The organism is Bianquea renquensis (genome assembly GCF_014384895.1).
Taxonomy (GTDB): Bacteria; Bacillota; Clostridia; order Lachnospirales; family Bianqueaceae; genus Bianquea; species Bianquea renquensis.
On sequence record NZ_JACRSQ010000024.1, the window covers coordinates 1 to 16,772 of the forward strand.

A 16,772-nucleotide genomic window follows, 5' to 3' on the forward strand; every position below is an offset into this window, starting at 1 on the left:
ATTTGGAGTCCTCCCGAGTTTGTTGACTCCGGTCGGGCTTCGCCCTCCCTTCGTCAACAAACTCGATATCTCTTCCAAACTCCTTCGCTTTTTCGGTCTCACATCATTGACAAACGTACAGCCTCTATATTGGAACCCTATGTGCCATATGCGACAAGAGTACGGTGTAAGGTTAATCTTGCTCCAGTTTGAAAATCTTGCTTGAAAGAAAGAAACACGTTTCCATTCAAAACTAGCTATGGTATAATAGTCGCGTTAGCGAGTGCGAGTATATCAAATGGAGAGCGATAGGATGGACACATCGTTGATATTTGCTGGCGACGTTTGCTTTCACAACTGTGAGAGACAGAGCGTCGATGAGGAGTATAGCCGCCGGGTTTTGGCGGAGGTTATGCCGATTCTAGAGAGGGCTGATTACCGTCTTGTCAATCTTGAAAACCCGCTGGTCGAGACGCCGGCGCCGATTGCGAAAAGCGGACCCCCTCTATATGGACTCCCCCAAAATGTCGGATTTTTGAAGGCAGCGAAGGTGGATTGCGCCATCTTAGCTAATAATCACATTGGAGATCAAGGGGACCAGGCGGTGCTGGAGACCTGTGCGCTGCTCAAAAAAGAAGGAATCGAATACGCAGGCGCAGGAGCTAACTTGGAGGAGGCCTACCGCGCTTGGCGCTGTGAAAAGGCGAGAACTCGAATATCGGTTATATGCGTTGCGGAGAATGAATTTGGGATTGCCGGACCAGACAAGCCTGGGGCTGCCGGTATCCAGATGGGATTGCTCCGAGGGCGGATTGTGGAGGAGAAGGGGCAGTCTGACTTTGTGGTCGTTGTTGTCCACGGAGGAAATGAGAACAATCCCTTTCCGTCTCCGGGCGCCCAGGAGCGATACCGGTTATTGGTGGACTTTGGCGCGGATGCCATCGTGGGTATGCATCCCCATTGCCCACAGGGATATGAATTTTACCGCGGCACTCCCATTGTGTACAGTGTAGGAAACTTTTATTTCTATAGCAGAGAAAAGCGCGAGAAGGATTCCCCCTGGTATTACGGATATATGCCGGAGCTCACGTTCCAAAAAGATCAGCCGGTGTCCCTCCAGATCCACCCCTATCACATGGCGCAGGATGGCACGGCCATTTTGCCATTGGATGGGGTCGATAGGACGGCGTTTCTGGAGTATATTCAAACGATATCGGAGCCTATAGCGGACCGGCAGAAGCTGGAGTGGTATTTTAAAGGGTGGTGCATGGAGACAGGGCCGGTATACGCCGGTATGCTGCTCTATGACCCAGAGTACCTCACAAACCCGGCCAGCCGCCGTGAATCCCGGTTCTTAAATTTATGCAACAACTTTACCTGCGAGGCACATAATGAGCTGTTGAAGACAATGATGAAGATAATTGCAGGGGGAGAGGTCGATGAGGCAAAGGATATTTTGCGTCATGTTAGAAAATTTATGCATATTCCGTCAGGAGGTCAGATGAATGAGTCATGTATTGAGTGAGAAAATTAAATTCAGAAAGTTGCCGGATCTGTTTACCCTATCCGATGGGTCGAAGGTTGCGTCGTTAGAAGACTGGGAGCGGCGCCGTGAGGAAATCCGAGAGGTCCTTTTGCGGGAAGAGTATGGGTTTATGCCCGAGGCACCCGCTGAGGTCAGAGCTGTGACACAGGAGAGGGATGAGGGCGCTTTTGCCAATAAGGCCGTGTGGGCGAAGCTACAGATTTGCTTTGACACGCCAAAAGGAGAATTCTCGTTTCCTGTGGACCTGATCGTGCCCAAAGCGGTGGCGAAACCTCCAGTCTTTCTTCATATCGCGTTCCGTCCCGATGTCCCTGACAGTTACCTGCCCATGGAAGAGCTGCTGGACCAGGGCTTTGCTGTCGCCAATTTTTGTTACAATGACGTAACGGCTGACACTCTGGATGAGAGTGGGCTGGCCTCCATGTATGATCGGGATCCCCTGTATGGGTGGGGAAAAATCAGCATGTGGGCCTGGGCGGCGAGCAGGGTCATGGACTACCTTGTGACTCTCGACACGGTAGATTCCTCGAGGGTCGCGGTGGTGGGGCACTCCCGCCTTGGAAAAACCGCACTGCTCTGCGGAGCCATGGACGAGCGCTTTAGCATGGTCATCTCCAATGAATCTGGCTGCGGTGGCGCAGCGCTCAATCGATGGAAAGGTGGGGAGCGGATCAAGGATCTGGAGCAGGTAGTTCCCTATTGGTTCTGTGGACAGTTCCAGAATCATGTGGACGGAGAGAATGAAATGTCCTTTGACCAGCATTTTCTTCTGGCGCTGTCGGCGCCGAGAGCCCTTTACATCGCATCAGCCCAGTTGGATGATTGGGCGGACCCGTTGTCGGAGTTCCTCAGCGCGTATGCCGCCTCACCGGTGTACACGCTGTATGGCAAGATAGGCCTTGTCACAAAAGATGAGCTGCCGCCGCTGGACCAGCCGTTGCAGGAGGGAACAGTGGGCTATCATATGCGGAGTGGAAGCCATTTCTTCAGCCGGACGGATTGGCTCCAATATGTGCAGTATCGAAAAGCGCATAACGTGTGAGAAGAGTATGGAGGGCAGCAAAAATGCCGCTGCTCTCTAAGAATTTTGAGCGAATGCCGCTAGCGCGGTGGGATGGAGGAAACAATGATTCGAGTTGGAGTTGCCGACTACGGAATGAATGTGTGGGACGGCGCATTGTATGATTATGAGTTGAGACAGATGGATCTGAAAAAGATCGGATTCGATGGAATTGAGCGGCTGGAAGCGCAGTCAGCTTCCGATGCGGTTCATATGGCGGCGAGAATCCACGCGATGGGGATGGATTTTGCCACATGCCGCGGCGCCACGCCGGAAACCGCAATTCAGTGGACTGCTGCTTTTGGAAAAAAATATGTGTGGCCCAGCGCGAAAGACAAAGGTAAGGATTTCAACACCTTTTGCCGGCAGGTCAACAAGCAAGTTGAAGTGTGCAAGCGGTGGAATCTTAAGGTAGGGCTCCACAACCATCTGGGCTCTTTGGTGGAGACTCAGGAGCAGCTGCTTGCCTTCCTGGATGCGTGCCCGGAATGTGGCTTGATTTTGGATACAGGTCATTTGGCGGTGGCGGAGGGGGGGGACCCTCTCTATATCGCAGAGAACTACTTTGACCGTTTGGTTGCCGTTCATGTAAAAGAGTGGGTCAGCACGAACCCGGAAGCGGAACATTGGTATGAGAGAGGCTATTTCTGCGAGCTGGGAGGCGGAAATATTCCCATAGAAAATGAGCAGGTTGTGAAAACCCTCGTGAAAAAAGGGTATGATGGCTGGGTATTCATCGAGCATGATACCCATCTGCGCGATCCCCTTGAAGATTTGGCTGTAAGTCGAGAATTTTTAAGAAAAGCTGGAATTTAGGGAGGAATCATCATGGGAACACCAATTCGCTTAGGACTGGTCGGAGCGGGACGCGCTGGCTGGGGAATGCACTGTAAAGAATTAGAAAGCCGAAAGGATAAGTTTGTATTTGTGGCGGCCTGCGACTTATTGGAGGAGCGCCGCGAGAAGATGGCAAAGCAGTACGGGTGTAAGGTCTATGAGAAGATCGAGGATCTCATTGCGGATCCGGAGGTGGAGATTGTGGATATCGCAACCCGTTCCTGCGATCACTTTGCTCATGCCAAGATGGCACTGGAAGCCGGAAAGGACGTCTGGCTGGAGAAGCCCATGTGCGAAACCTATGAGCAGGCTTGTATCCTGAAGGAATTATCCTCCAAGCCGGGAGGGCCGAGACTGTTCGTGCGGTATAACCGCCGGTTTGAAGAGGATTTTATGGAGATCCAGAGGATTATTGCCTCCGGAATCCTGGGGGATGTATTTGAAGTCCATATTACTCGAAATTCTTACAGTCGCCGGGACGACTGGCAGACCCTTCGCCAATTTGGCGGCGGGCAGATGCTCAACTGGGGTCCCCATATCATCGATCAATCCCTATGCCTCCTCGAGAGTCCCATTAAGGAGATGCGCAGCGACCTGAAGCACACGGTGGCGGCCGGAGACTGTGAGGATCATCTGACCATTCAATTTCTTGGGGAGAATGGGCGCACGGTACTGATGCAGATCAGCGGCGGTGTGGCGCTCCCCTGCCCGGAATATTCCGTCTATGGTACGAAGGGTAGCCTTGAGATCTGGAATAAGGAGATGAAGCTCAAGTACTTGGATCCGTCGGTGGCATTGCCGGATCCGGTTGCCGATCCTGGCACACCGGGTGACAGCTTTGGGGCCAGCGGAACATTCAGCAGCGCCGTAGAGCTCAACTGGGTGGAGGAGACCCGGGAGGCACATCCAGGCACGCCGACAATCATATGGGATTACCTGTACGAGGCATATCGAGAGGGGAAACCCTTCCCCATCAGCACTGATGAGGCTATACGGGTCATCAAAGTTATCAGCGATGCCAAAAAGGGGACACCCTTTGAGAAACCATCCTATGAACTGAACTAGACAGCGAAGCAGGACAAAGCCGGTCTTCCGCAGCGCAGCGGGCAAAGGCCGGTTTTTTTGTCCTCCGGAAAGGGGCCGCCGGGAAAAGGATTGTCCTGCCTCTACATATATTGGAAGACTGCCCGCCGGCGTGTTCGTTTCGGCTGTGCCGGCATGGAATTTGTCTCCGTGTGCCCGCTGGCCGCTGCTGTTCTTCGCCCCGCCGGCGTGCATATTTCATCTCGTTTCCCCGCCGGCATGGTCGTTTCGGCTGAGCCGGCATGGAATTTGCCTCCATATGCCCGCTGGTTGCAGCCGTTCTTTATCTAGCCGGCGTGCATTTTTTATTCTGATTCTCCGTCGGCATGGTCGTCTCGACGGTGGCGGCGAGGAATTTGTCTCCTTTTGCCCACTGGCGCTGCCGTTCTTCGCCATGCCGGCGTGCATTTTTTATTCTGTTTCCCCGCCGGCGTGCATTTTTCATCCTATTACCCCGCCAGCTAGGCCGTTTCGGCTGTGCCGGAGGGGAATTTGCCTCCGTGTGCCCGCTGGCCGCAGCCATTCTTTGCCACGCCGGCGTGCATTTTTCATCTCGTTTCCCCGCCGGCATGGTCGTCTCGACGGTGGCGGCATGGAATTTGCCTCCGTATGCCCGCTGGTTGCAGCCGTTCTTCGCCACGCCGGCGTGCATTTTTCATCCTATTACCCCGCCAGCTAGGCCGTTTCGGCTGTGCCGGAGGGGAATTTGCCTCCGTGTGCCCGCTGGCCGCAGCCATTCTCCATCTAGCCGGCGTGCATTTTTCATTCTGTATCTCCGCCGGCATGGTCGTTTCGACGGTGATGGGGAGGAATTTGCCACCTTATGCCCGCTGGCCGCTGTCGTTCTTCGCCATGCCGGCGTGCATTTTTTATTCTGTTTCCTCGCCGGCGCGATCGTTTTGACGATGGCGGCGAGGAATTTGCCACCTTATGCCCGCTGGCCGCTGTCGTTCTTCGCCATGCCGGCGTGCATATTTCATCCCATTTCCCCGCCGGCATGGCCGTTTCGACTGTGCCGGCATGGAATTAGCCCCCGTGTGCCCGCTGGTCGCAGCCGTTCTTTGCCCCGCCGGCGTGCATTTTCATCTCGTTTCCCCGCCGGCATGGTCGTCTCGACGGTGACGGGGAGGAATTTTGTCACCTTATGCCCGCTGGCCGCTGTCGTTCTTCGCCATGCCGGCGTGCATTTTTTATTCTGTTTCCTCGCCGGCATGGCCGTTTCGACTGTGCCGGCGGTGAATTAGCCCCCGTGTGCCCGCTGGCCGCAGCCGTTCTTCGCCCCGCCGGCGTGCATATTTCATCCTATTACCCCGCCGGCATGGTCGTTTCGACGGTGACGGGGAGGAATTTTGTCACCTTATGCCCGCTGGCCGCTGTCGTTCTTCGCCATGCCGGCGTGCATATTTCATCCCATTACCCCGCCGGCATGGTCGTTTCGACTGTGTCGGCAGGGAATTTGCCTCTGTGTGCCCGCTGGCTGCAGCCGTTTTTCGCCCCGCCGGCGTGCATTTTTTATTCTGTTTCCCCGCCGGTATGGTCGTTTCGACGGTGACGGGGAGGAATTTGCCACCGTGTACCCGCTGGCCGCTGTCGTTCTTCGCCATGCCGGCGTGCATTTTTTATTCTGTTTCCCCGCCGGCATGGTCGTCTCGACGGTGCCGGCGGGGAATTTGCCTCCATATGCCCGCTGGTTGCAGCCGTTCTTCGCCCCGCCGGCGTGCATTTTTCATCTCGTTTCCCCACCGGCATGGTCGTCTCGGCTGTGCCGGCATGGAATTTGCCTCCGTATGCCCGCTGGCCGCAGCCATTCTCCATCTAGCCGGCGTGCATTTTTCATTCTGTATCTCCGCCGGCATGGTCGTTTCGACGGTGACGGGGAGGAATTTGCCACCTTATGCCCGCTGGCCGCTGTCGTTCTTCGCCATGCCGGCGTGCATTTTTTATTCTGTTTCCTCGCCGGCATGGCCGTTTCGACTGTGCCGGCGGGGAATTAGCCCCCGTGTGCCCGCTGGCCGTAGCCGTTCTTCGCCCCGCCGGCGTGCATTTTTCATTCTGTATCTCCGCCGGCATGGTCGTCTCGACGGTGGCGGCATGGAATTTGCCTCCGTATGCCCGCTGGTTGCAGCCGTTCTTCGCCCCGCCGGCGTGCATTTTTTATTCTGTTTCCCCGCCGGCATGGTCATCTCGCCGCAGGGGGCAGTGAATTTTGTCACCTTATGCCCGCTGGCCGCTGTCGTTCTTCATCATACCGGCGTGCATTTTTCATTCTGTTCCCCGCCGGCATGGCCGTTTCGACTGTGCCGGCGGGGAATTTTGCCACCATGTGCCCGCTGGCTGCAGCTGTTCTTTATCTAGCCGGCGTGCATTTTTCATTCTGTTCCCCGCCGGTATGGTCGTCTCGTCGCTGCCAGCGAGGAATTTGCCACCATGTGCCCGCTGGCTGCAGCTGTTCTTTATCTAGCCGGCGTGCATTTTTCATTCTGTTCCCCGCCGGTATGGTCGTCTCGCCGCTGCCGGCGTGGAATTTGCCTGCATGTGCCCGCTAGCCGCAGCCGTTCTTCGCCATGCCGGCGTGCATATTTCATCCCATTACCCCGCCGGCTAGGCCGTCTTGACTGTGCCGGCGGTGAATTTGCCTCCGTATGCCCGCTGGCGTGCAAAAAGGGGGCTGTCGCTGAACTACGTTTTCAGGACAGCCTCTTTTTATCCCAGGAACGAAAATATTTCGTAATATATAGAGAAAATTTGCGTTGACGGCTATATGGATCTGTGATACCATGGGAATCAAGAACAGCATGGGAGAGAGGGAGGAAGATGGCCAACCCAACATTGCGAAAAATCAGCGAAAGGGCTGGCGTATCCCCTTCGACGGTTTCCAAAGTGTTGAGCGGCAGCCGGGAGATCAGCCAGTACACAGCGGAGAAAGTGCTTGCAATTGCGCAGGAACTGGGATACCTGGCAGCAAGGAGTGAGAAACGGCGGGGACTGTGCCGGGAGGCCATTGTCATCGGGGTTATCTGTCCAGAGCTTGTGAGCGCGTACTACGCGCGAATCGTTCAGATGCTGGGCGAGGTAATTGAAGAGGCGGGGGGAATCATGACGGTAGCAGTCAGTCTCTTTGACTCTGAGAGAGAACAGCGGCAAGTCCAGTACTGTGTTCAACAACAATGTGTGGATGGCCTTATTATTGTTGGGCATACGGAGACAGATTGCCGTCATTATCAATATCTACAGATTCCCACTGTATATCTGGGGACGCCGAAGAATTGCACCTACTGCGATGTTATTAAACTAGGATTTCAAGATGCTATCGATCATGCCATCGTGCATCTAAAGAGACTCGGTCATCGAAGTATAGGATTTATCGGAGAACGGCATACGGTTAATAAAAAGGCGTACTTTGAGAAGGCTATGCAGGAACACGGATTGAACCTGGCTCCGGAATCCGTCGTCGTTAGCCCGTACCGCTTTGAGGCGGCGGGATGTTATGGAATGGAGCTTCTTTTGGAAGGGAAAAAAGGGATAACGGCCGTGGTCTGTGCCTATGACAATATCGCCCTAGGGGCTATGACAGCGCTCAAGGCCCATGGTCTGGAGGTGCCCCGTGACATTTCTTTAATCGGAATGGACGACATTGCAGAGTCGATGCCAATCCCTGTGGCATTGACTTCGATTCGAACCTATACCCAGGAGTTATGCAGTGTCATGGTGGAAATACTCATGAAGAAGATTCATAATAAAAGTTTTACCGCAACGCAGAGCATAACTGTGCGATGCGAATTGGTGGTGCGTGAATCGACAGCGCCGCCTCAAAAAGGAGGAGAGTCAGTATGAATCATGTCATACATATCAAGTTTCAGGAGGTTATAGGGCAGATCAAGCCGGTGCACGGTGTCAACAATGGCCCTCTCAGCGGCTCCGAGACCAAGGATCTGAGCCGGTATTTCCGCCTGGGCGGAATTCCATTGATTCGTTTTCACGATACAGACTACCCGAATCCCCGGCAAGTGGATATCCCCAAGATCTTTCCGGATTTTTCTAAGGATCCGGCGGATGCTGGCAGCTATGATTTCCGGCACACGGATGTGCACATGGCGGCGGCGTATGAGACCGGGGCCAAGGTCTTATATCGCCTGGGAACCAGCATCGAACACATGAAGCACAAGGTTGATATTTATCCGCCGAAGGACTATGGAAAGTGGGCTCAGATCTGCATTGGCATCATCCGGCACTACACGCAGGGGTGGGCTGATGGGTTTACCTTCGATGTTCCCTACTGGGAGATCTGGAATGAGCCGGACAATAACCTTACAAAACCCGATATGTGGATCGGTGAGCCGGATACCTACTATCGCTTGTATGAGACGGCGGCAAAGGTGATTAAAGCAGCATTCCCCAGCATTAAGGTCGGAGGCTACGCCGGCTGCACCATCCACAATGAGGCCTTTCGAGAAGGCTTTTTGCGGCATGTCCGCAATACCGGAGCTCCCCTGGATTTCTTCTCGTGGCACGGATATTCCTCCACGGTGGATCAGATTGCTCGCGATGCCGTTACGGCAAGGGAGCGGCTGCGCGCATATGGATTGGAAGCGGCAGAGATCCTCTGCGATGAGTGGAATTATATTGAGCCGGTGCCAGAGTTCTGGACAAAATACCGCCAGGAGGGCAGCGAATATCTTCAGCAGGAACTGTTTGAGAAGCAGAAGAGCCGGTTTGGCGCTTCCTTCCTGGCATCCTGCTTCGTCGAGATGCAGAATTCCCCTCTCGCTGCCTGCAACTATTATGATGCGCAGCCCAGCTCCAGCTGGTGCGGAATGTTTAATCTCTACGGAGTTCCCCAGCCGGCGTTCTATAGTTTTGTCGCTTTTAACGCTCTCTATCGCCTGGGCCGCCAGGTAGCGGTCCAGCCGGAGGCCCAGACCCCCCAGTGTCTAGCGGCGAGAGACGAGAAAAACATGGCAATCCTGCTGAGCCATCACGGGGAAGGTGAGATCGAGGGCTGTCTGGATCTAGAATTGGATGCCGGTTTCCCAATGGCGGCAGAATTCTATTTGCTCCAGGATCTAGGGGGACTTCAGCAAATCAAAACAGAAGTCTATTGTACGGATCAGATTCAGCAATATTATACCATGGATTCCAACAGTGTTCTGCTGATCAAGCTGCATCCGATGAAAGAGAGAGAAGTGTCATGATGGAGGTCCTGGCCGTTATCGGAACGGTTGTATGTTATTCTCTGCAGAACATATTCGTCAAGGATTATCAAAACCGATGCGGGGTTGGAATTGTCCAGAGCTTATGGTTTATGGCTGTCAAAAGCCTCTTCACCATCATACTGTTCTGGGCGCTCAACCGTTTTACTCTGCATGTGACAGGACCTACAGCGCTATTTAGCTTTCTATTCTCTGTGAGCGCTATCTTTTCCGACTGGGGCTTGATTGCTGCGATGGAACTGGGGAAAATGGCAATGGTGTCCATGTATTCGCTGATCGGTTCGGCACTAATCCCCTTTTTTTACGGGGCCTGTTTCCTCGGGGAGGATCTGTCTATCGTCAAGGTGGTGGCAATTGTTTTAATGTGCCTCTCCTTTGTCCCTTCCGTATATGGATCAAAAAATAATGGGACGGCTTTGTCAAAGAAAGCTCGAATCCGTTTCATTGCCTTGTGCATCATCTGCTTTGTTGGCAATGGCTTTTGCGCACTGGTTTTGAAACTAAATCAGATTGCCGTGGGAGCGTCAGGCGCCAACGATTTTATGATACTCATGGCGCTGATGACGCTTCCCATCTGCCTGGTGGCCCTGCTGCTTATGAAAAGGCAGAAGCCCTGGATACCCGCTCAGGCCAGGACGGGGCGAAGCGTAGGCTGTGCCCTTGGATTATGCGTTTTTAATGGAACGGCTTCGGTTTTATCCATGTTTGCGGCGAAGACATTGCCTTCGTCCATTCAATTTCCCATCATCAGCGGCGGCCAGTTGATTCTGATTTCCCTTTGGGGATGGATTTTTTTCAAAGAAAAGATCACCAAGCAGGAGGCCCTAGGGATTCTATTGGCCCTTGCCGCCATGATATTTTTTATGCTATAGCGAGCACAAAAAAACGTCTCGCAAGCCGTATCCGGTTGGATTTACGGTGGAGACGTTTTTTCCTATAGGAAAATCCGCCGAAGGGCGGACCTTTTTACGGGGAATGGGGGAGCTGGGAGTTTATTTTTACCTTGTGCTGGCGCCGGGCGGTATGATTTTTCACTGCTGGAAGACATTCTGTGGAGCTGAGCAGTAGCAGGAACAGCATACCGGTCTGAACCCACGCCACGGTCACATCGGATATGCCGTGAACGAGTGTGCTGACGGTCAAACCCAGCAGCAGTGCCGTGAGATACGATTCTTGCCGATCCCGCATGGAGTGCCAAAGGCTGCGGTATTGAAGCCCAAAATAGGATAGAAGCGCCGTGGTCCCCACAATGCCATAGTTCAACAGCGGCTCCAGATACAGGCTGTGAGAGTGGTCGTTCGCCTCGCTACCCGGAATGACCGGCCAGACATACTGGTATGCGAAGGTTCCCTGGCCAAATAGCGGGTGCTGGAGAAAGCCTTTTACCGCAGTTGTCCAGATGTCAACCCGAAGCTCAATCATGTGGTCCAGAATCGGAAGGCGGCACAGCACCCCTGGGATGATGAGAGCCGCGAAGGCGTACAAAACAGAAGCGGCGAGGACAATGGCAAACAGCCGAAAGCGCTTCAAATAAATCAGCATTGCGAGGCAGCCGAGGAACACGGCGGGCCGGGCGGAGATACAGTCGCATAGGTAGATCCCGATACAGCTTAGGGCGATGACCACAAAATACCACCATTTTCTTGACGGGCAGGTCATGCTGCGATAAAAGCTGACAAGGATGCAATATTCCAAGATGGTGCCATAATAATTGGGGTTATAGAAAACAGAGGATGCTCGTCCGTCCAGCAGGGAGGAGGGAATCCAGAGTTTTTGGACAATGGCGTAGATCAAGCAGGGAACGCTTGCGATACAGCCGAGATCCATGAGACGGTATAACAAAGATTTTGTCATGGTTGTTCGACACAAGAGCCCAAAGCACAAAATTGAGATGGCGGCCAACCCTTGGAATACGCTGAGCCAGCGCTGATACAGCGCTGGAATCACCAGGGCCAATCCGCCGAAAAGAACGAGGAAGCAAACGCCTGGCAGATGCCGAAGCTGATTGCGTTTTATTTTATCGAAACACACATAGAGCGAGGCCAGGACAGCGCCTGCAATGGTGACGGGATACGGGAGAAAAATAGTGATAAAACAGAAGGTCAAGACCTTTTCATCCTGCTTCATCCCTTGAAACTCGTTAAGAAAAGATGCTTTGATCAGATTCAGCTCCTTTCTGGCACACAGAAAAATTGCAACTTTTCTTATTATATCATAGATATTGAATTTGAAAAGAAAAAATTCATTAAGGAATTATGAAGAATCCTTCCAGCGCGTCTGCCATTGGGGGCTTGTTTTTTTCCTGCCGCATGGTATAATACTTAGAGTTATGAAGGAGGGAGTCTGACAATGCGCGATTGCAGGGCCGGTGAGGCACAGAAATGAAGAAGAATAGAAGTTGGGCAATTCTTGTTTTGCTCGTCCTATTTACAGCCAGCGCGGCCGCGGCAATGGTATATGGGCGTATTGGCTATCGCTTTGCCGCAGATGGTAGCGCTGTGTTGCTGTTCCTCGCCATCGCAGAGGGGCTTCTGGATAAACGGCAGGATGCATTAGCCGATTTGTCACCCTGGCAGCGGTGGTACCTGCTGTTGATGGCTGTATCTGCCATCCTGTTGATCGGGGTCATGGGAGTGGTACCGGTGGATTCCATCTGGATTCTATACCGTTTGCTCCTGCTTTTGCTCCTGTTTCAAATGGGAATTGCGGCTTACGGGGAGGCGCTGGTTCATCAGCGCGCAGGCGCGGGGCGGTGGATTTACGCGCTTTTTCTCCTTCTCGTTCTGAGCTTTCAGTTTAAAGCCTATAGGGATCTTGACCGGTTTCAGTATCTGGAACCCATAGCCCAGGCGCGGCAGATCCCATATTTGCAGGCGGAAGCCGCTGCCTCCGTCTTCGGAGCCATGATGTTTTGGATGGCGCAACAAATTTTGTTTCTACAAACAAAAAAAGCTGAACCTGATGGGCGGGTTCAGCTTTGGCGCAGGGCGTACCGCGCCGGTATGTTTGTACAGCCGGTCATGGTCGTGCTGGCTTTTTTGGAGGCAGCAATGAGGACGAAGGCCGTTGGCTGGGCAATTTTTATCGCGGTGGATGCCTGCTTTTGCCTCTGGCTGGATCAGAAGGCCGGGCCGAGAGTCCAGCAAATCCGGCAGTAGACAGGATCAGAGGTCAAACTCCATTCCATCGTAGGAAACGAGATATCCCATGGGCTCTGCGATGGCACACAAGTCATGGTAGAGGCAGGATATACCGTTATGAGAGAAGTGATTGAGCACGCACAGGGTATCGGCTGTGCAGAGCCCCATCTCCTGAAGCCGGCTGCGAAGGACCTGGACATCCCCCAGCCCCATGTGGCCGTTGTTCTGACCTTTGGCGCAATTTCCAAAGGTGCAGTCGAAGCTGATCATGGAAAAGGGTTTTTTTACAGTGGAGAGGTATGTCCACACTTCCTCATGGAAGCGTCCTGTGTCGTGACAGTACAGGAGAGATTGGGATCCGTTCTCGATTTGATAGAGAAAAGGCTGCGCGGTGGGGCGCTCATGCATGTGATTAGCCGGAAGAGGCGTCACGGTGTAGGGGCCAGCCTGTACGGGGACATAGGGTTCCAGGATATGCCATTGAAGGAGTCCTGCGCAGCTAGGCGAAATGTAGGGCGCGGCCACAGTGTCAAAGAAGTCTCTCGTATCGGCGGAGCAAAAGATGGACAGGGGGGAGTTGGATACGGAGCTGCTGAACCCATCGCCCCGCAATATAAACTCCTGGGGGTAGAAATGATCGATATGACAGTGTGTGACGAACAGATATTGAATTTTGGCTAGATCTAAGCCGTAGTGCAGCGCGTGCATATAGGTATCGCCTGGAAAATCCAACAGTAAGTCGTCGTTGATCATGGCCTGCGAGCGAGTCCGAATGTGGCGGCCGCCGAGAGCACGGGCCTCCTCACATACGGCGCAGCGGCAGAATACGCCCGGCCAGCCTTCCGCTGCAGCGGTTCCTAAGTACTGAAAGCGCATAGAAAAACCTCCTTTTGATATGGACAGTATTGGTTTTATAACGGGCATACATCCAACACAGAGATGGATTCAGCAGAGGCCGCGTTCGTCTTTTGTTCCCGGCGCGAATCCCGATAAGCCGTAGGGGTGGTTTCCAAAATCTCCTGAAAACTCCGGTTGAAGCTTCGCAGACTTTCAAAGCCGCACTCATACGATATGTCGGAGATGGACAGCGCGTCTTTCTCAAGTAGGGATAAAGCGTGGTTGATGCGCAGATATTTTAGGTAATGGCAAAAGCTATAGCCTAGCTGTTGATTGAAAATGCGGGATACATAATATTTTGAAAAGTTCAGGGAGTCCGCCAGTGTATTCAGCGATAGCGGTTCTGTGAAATGTGCGCTAATATATTCTAGGACTTGCTGAAGGGCGGAGGTGGAGTTGGAGCGGGGGATAAACGACGCATTCTGATAGATGCGGCCTAAGAAGACGGTCATATACCCTTTCAACACCAATGGGTCGGGATTACAGCCGTGCTGGCAGGCTTCGCGCAGCATGGCTGTGGCAATCTGGTCGTACTCCTCTTTGTGCTCCGCGTCGTGAAAAAAAGGCGTGGCGAAGTCCCGCTTTTTCATGAGATTCGTGAAGCTTGCGGTCTGCTCCGGCTCAAAGATGACCATACAGCAGAGGCTCGTGTTGGGCGTATAGTACCGGTGAATTTTATTGCTGAGGGATAAACAGATGTCGCCGGGATGGAGCAGGCGTGTCTGGTCTTCAATGGTGGTTTCCATCTCGCCGTCCAGCATATAGACGAACTCATACTGATGATGCATATGCGGCACAAAGGTCATGTTCACACAGCGGGAAACGCGGAATTTTGGCGCGTCGGAGTCAGAGAATAACTGATAATGTCCTAGCATATGATCGCCTCCATCGGTGATATTGTATCAAAAACAGCAACAATTGTCCAGGGGCGGATAGGGTTTTGGCAAGCTTTTTTTTGGCAACTGTGCTATGATAGTGTCGATTATCAATGAGCAGGAGGGAATACGATGGCATATAATCTTGCAATCGTCGGATATGGCGGTATGGGCAGTTGGCATCATCGCAATATTCAGGACCATGTACCGGAAATCCAGGTGACAGGGGCTTATGATGTACGGGAAGAAGCCAGAACATTAGCAGCTGCCAATGGCTTGAAGGTCTATGATTCCTTGGAGGCGCTGTTGGCAGACAAAACCCTTGATATCATTACTGTGGCAGTTCCTAACAATTTCCACAGGGATATCAGCATTGCAGCCATGCGGAGGGGGAAGAATGTTATCTGTGAGAAACCCGTTGCGATGAACGCGCGGGAGCTGGAGGAGATCATCGCAGTTCGGGATGAGACGGGGCGGTTATTTTCGATCCACCAGAACCGCCGGTGGGATAAGGATTACCGAACGATCAAACAGATTTTAGCGGATAAAACCATTGGTACACCGTATTTTATCGAGAGCCGCGTGCAGGGGTCCAGGCGGTCGCTCCATGGCTGGAGAGGCCATAAGGTCAACGGCGGCGGCATGGTTCTGGACTGGGGAGTTCATCTGCTTGATCAGCTGCTGGATCTTATCGACTCTAAGGTTACCCAAGTATACGGTCAACTGTTCAGCATTTTTTCTGATGAGGTGGATGATAACTTTAAGGCGGTTATCCGATTTGAAAATGGAGTCTCCGCCATGATGGAAATCGCCACCAATTGTTTCATCACACAGCCCAGATGGCATATGTCCTGTACCGATGGAACCGTTCAGATCGACGGTTGGGGGCGCGAGGGAAAGATGATCAGGCTTTTGACGGATGACGATATGGGGTGGGAGGATGAGATTGTCTACACGGCAGCGGGGCCCACTCGCACCATGGCGCCTAGGCCCGTCCACACCACTCAGGAACTGGAGCTACCCGACGTTCCCGCGGAGTGGTCAAGCTACTATAAAAACATCGCTGGCGTTCTGGATGGCAGGGAAGACCTGATCGTAAAGCCGGAGCAAGCCCTCCGTGTCATGAAGGGAATCGACTTGATTTTCCAATCGAATGAAAAAGGGGTGGGTTTGGCCTGTAGGATCTAAAGGTTTCCATGGAAGGAGAAGGGAGAATGGCAGACTTGGATGGGCATGTTTGGACAAGCCAGCAGATCAACCATGACCGGATCGGAGGATTTCATATTAACAGTGCGGTGCTGACCGTCAATCATGTACCGGAACACAGCCATGATTTTGAGGAACTGGTCTGCATTCTGGATGGAAGGGGAGAACAGACCATCAATGGGAAGTCCTTTGAGATTAAGACCGGAGACGTATTTGTTATCCAGGGGCAGGACCGGCATGGGTTTGCCAATCTGGATCATGTGCATATCGTCAACCTTGGATATCAGAGACGGTATCTAGAGCAGATGGAGGACATGTTCCTCACCATTCCAGGCTTCTCCCCTATGTTTTATGTGGCGCCGAGACATCGGAACCTTCTGGCATTTGAGAGCCGATTGAACCTGAAACCTATGGAGCTATCCAATCTGTCGCTCATGATCGACCAATTTAAGCAGGAATTTGCTCGCAAGCGGGCATTCTCAGAAGCGATGTTGCAAGTCTGTTTTTATCAGATTGTGGTATTTCTCGCGGATCAGTATTCCCAGGAACCGTCGGATGCCCCTAGGGGACGCTTTTTAGCTCTAGCTCCGGTTTTGCGGTACATTGAAGTGCAATATATGCATCCCATCACGCTGGATGAGCTGACGAAACAGGCGGGCATGAGCACGAACCAGTTCCTGCGCGCATTCAATGATCTCGTTCAGACGTCGCCCATCGACTACGTGATCCGTGTCCGAATACAGAAAGCCTGCGAGCTCTTGGAGAGAGGTGATCAGACAATCACGGACATTGCCTATGACGTAGGGTTCCGGGACAGCAATTATTTTTCTAGAATTTTTAAGAAGATAACGGGATGCGCCCCTGGTGAATACCGCAAGAAGGTGAAATCGTGCTAGTTTTGTGGAGAATAGTGAAGGCGAGGGCATGAGGATTCTGCTA

At 52.9% G+C, this 16,772-nt stretch carries 19 protein-coding genes; 11 read left to right on the forward strand and 8 right to left on the reverse strand.

Features of this window, described 5'->3' with window-relative positions:
• Positions 1-292 precede the first annotated feature (292 nt).
• The 4 genes from H8730_RS13320 (at position 293) to H8730_RS13335 (ending at position 4,487) form a co-directional block, all read left to right on the forward strand.
• Complete coding sequence (locus H8730_RS13320) at positions 293-1,504, forward strand: CapA family protein (protein WP_177717811.1); 1,212 nt, start codon at positions 293-295, stop codon at positions 1,502-1,504.
• Entirely contained in the window at positions 1,485-2,567 is a 1,083-nt protein-coding gene (locus tag H8730_RS13325) for a glucuronyl esterase domain-containing protein (protein WP_177717813.1), read from the forward strand. The genes H8730_RS13320 and H8730_RS13325 overlap by 20 nt, the downstream gene beginning before the upstream one ends.
• A gap of 84 nt (positions 2,568-2,651) precedes the next feature.
• Entirely contained in the window at positions 2,652-3,401 is a 750-nt protein-coding gene (locus H8730_RS13330) for a sugar phosphate isomerase/epimerase family protein (protein WP_177717815.1), read from the forward strand.
• A gap of 12 nt (positions 3,402-3,413) precedes the next feature.
• Positions 3,414-4,487, forward strand: coding sequence for a Gfo/Idh/MocA family protein (locus H8730_RS13335; RefSeq protein WP_177717817.1), 1,074 nt, complete (start codon positions 3,414-3,416; stop codon positions 4,485-4,487).
• Between the two features lie 301 nt (positions 4,488-4,788).
• On the opposite strand, the gene H8730_RS13340 is transcribed toward H8730_RS13335, so the two are convergent.
• Entirely contained in the window at positions 4,789-5,157 is a 369-nt protein-coding gene (locus tag H8730_RS13340) for a hypothetical protein (RefSeq protein WP_249289932.1), read from the reverse strand.
• A 64-nt stretch (positions 5,158-5,221) separates the two neighbouring features.
• On the opposite strand from H8730_RS13340, the gene H8730_RS13345 reads away from it, so the two are divergent.
• Complete coding sequence (locus H8730_RS13345) at positions 5,222-5,749, forward strand: hypothetical protein (RefSeq protein ID WP_249289933.1); 528 nt, start codon at positions 5,222-5,224, stop codon at positions 5,747-5,749.
• Positions 5,750-5,857: 108 nt separating this feature from the next.
• Here H8730_RS13345 and H8730_RS13350 read toward each other — a convergent pair whose 3' ends face one another.
• The 4 genes from H8730_RS13350 to H8730_RS17720 form a co-directional block, all read right to left on the reverse strand.
• Positions 5,858-6,121, reverse strand: coding sequence for a hypothetical protein (locus H8730_RS13350; protein ID WP_249289935.1), 264 nt, complete (start codon positions 6,119-6,121; stop codon positions 5,858-5,860).
• A gap of 3 nt (positions 6,122-6,124) precedes the next feature.
• Positions 6,125-6,361 (reverse strand): hypothetical protein, encoded by a 237-nt coding sequence (locus H8730_RS13355; RefSeq protein ID WP_249289937.1) that lies wholly within the window; start codon positions 6,359-6,361, stop codon positions 6,125-6,127.
• Entirely contained in the window at positions 6,339-6,656 is a 318-nt protein-coding gene (locus tag H8730_RS13360) for a hypothetical protein (RefSeq protein ID WP_249289939.1), read from the reverse strand. Before H8730_RS13360 ends, H8730_RS13355 begins: the two co-directional genes overlap by 23 nt.
• 302 nt (positions 6,657-6,958) lie before the next feature.
• Positions 6,959-7,090 (reverse strand): hypothetical protein, encoded by a 132-nt coding sequence (locus tag H8730_RS17720; RefSeq protein ID WP_283243980.1) that lies wholly within the window; start codon positions 7,088-7,090, stop codon positions 6,959-6,961.
• A 229-nt stretch (positions 7,091-7,319) separates the two neighbouring features.
• Between H8730_RS17720 and H8730_RS13365 the strand changes: the two genes are divergently transcribed.
• From H8730_RS13365 to H8730_RS13375, 3 genes are read left to right on the forward strand one after another with little or no spacing between them, the layout of a single operon-like run.
• Positions 7,320-8,339, forward strand: a complete 1,020-nt coding sequence (locus H8730_RS13365; protein WP_177716706.1) for a LacI family DNA-binding transcriptional regulator — start codon at positions 7,320-7,322, stop codon at positions 8,337-8,339.
• Positions 8,336-9,697, forward strand: coding sequence for a GH39 family glycosyl hydrolase (locus tag H8730_RS13370; RefSeq protein ID WP_177716704.1), 1,362 nt, complete (start codon positions 8,336-8,338; stop codon positions 9,695-9,697). The genes H8730_RS13365 and H8730_RS13370 overlap by 4 nt, the downstream gene beginning before the upstream one ends.
• Positions 9,694-10,587: an EamA family transporter gene (locus H8730_RS13375; protein ID WP_177716702.1), complete on the forward strand. Its 894-nt coding sequence runs from the start codon at positions 9,694-9,696 to the stop codon at positions 10,585-10,587. Before H8730_RS13370 ends, H8730_RS13375 begins: the two co-directional genes overlap by 4 nt.
• Positions 10,588-10,681: 94 nt before the next feature.
• Here the strand turns inward: H8730_RS13375 and H8730_RS13380 are convergent, their stop codons facing one another.
• A complete protein-coding gene (locus tag H8730_RS13380) occupies positions 10,682-11,842 on the reverse strand; it encodes an O-antigen ligase family protein (RefSeq protein WP_177716700.1) in 1,161 nt (386 codons plus the stop codon).
• A 254-nt stretch (positions 11,843-12,096) separates the two neighbouring features.
• On the opposite strand from H8730_RS13380, the gene H8730_RS13385 reads away from it, so the two are divergent.
• Entirely contained in the window at positions 12,097-12,873 is a 777-nt protein-coding gene (locus H8730_RS13385) for a hypothetical protein (RefSeq protein ID WP_177716698.1), read from the forward strand.
• A gap of 6 nt (positions 12,874-12,879) precedes the next feature.
• On the opposite strand, the gene H8730_RS13390 is transcribed toward H8730_RS13385, so the two are convergent.
• Complete coding sequence (locus H8730_RS13390; protein ID WP_177716696.1) at positions 12,880-13,731, reverse strand: MBL fold metallo-hydrolase; 852 nt, start codon at positions 13,729-13,731, stop codon at positions 12,880-12,882.
• Positions 13,732-13,766: 35 nt separating this feature from the next.
• Positions 13,767-14,627 carry an AraC family transcriptional regulator gene (locus H8730_RS13395; RefSeq protein WP_177716694.1) on the reverse strand — a complete coding sequence of 287 codons (861 nt, stop codon included), beginning with the start codon at positions 14,625-14,627 and terminating at the stop codon, positions 13,767-13,769.
• Positions 14,628-14,759: 132 nt separating this feature from the next.
• On the opposite strand from H8730_RS13395, the gene H8730_RS13400 reads away from it, so the two are divergent.
• Both H8730_RS13400 and H8730_RS13405 read left to right on the forward strand, forming a co-directional pair.
• The gene (locus H8730_RS13400; RefSeq protein ID WP_249289941.1) at positions 14,760-15,815 is read left to right on the forward strand and encodes a Gfo/Idh/MocA family protein; all 1,056 of its coding nucleotides are present in this window, start codon (positions 14,760-14,762) and stop codon (positions 15,813-15,815) included.
• A gap of 26 nt (positions 15,816-15,841) precedes the next feature.
• Positions 15,842-16,729 carry an AraC family transcriptional regulator gene (locus H8730_RS13405; protein WP_177714203.1) on the forward strand — a complete coding sequence of 296 codons (888 nt, stop codon included), beginning with the start codon at positions 15,842-15,844 and terminating at the stop codon, positions 16,727-16,729.
• Positions 16,730-16,772 lie beyond the last annotated feature (43 nt).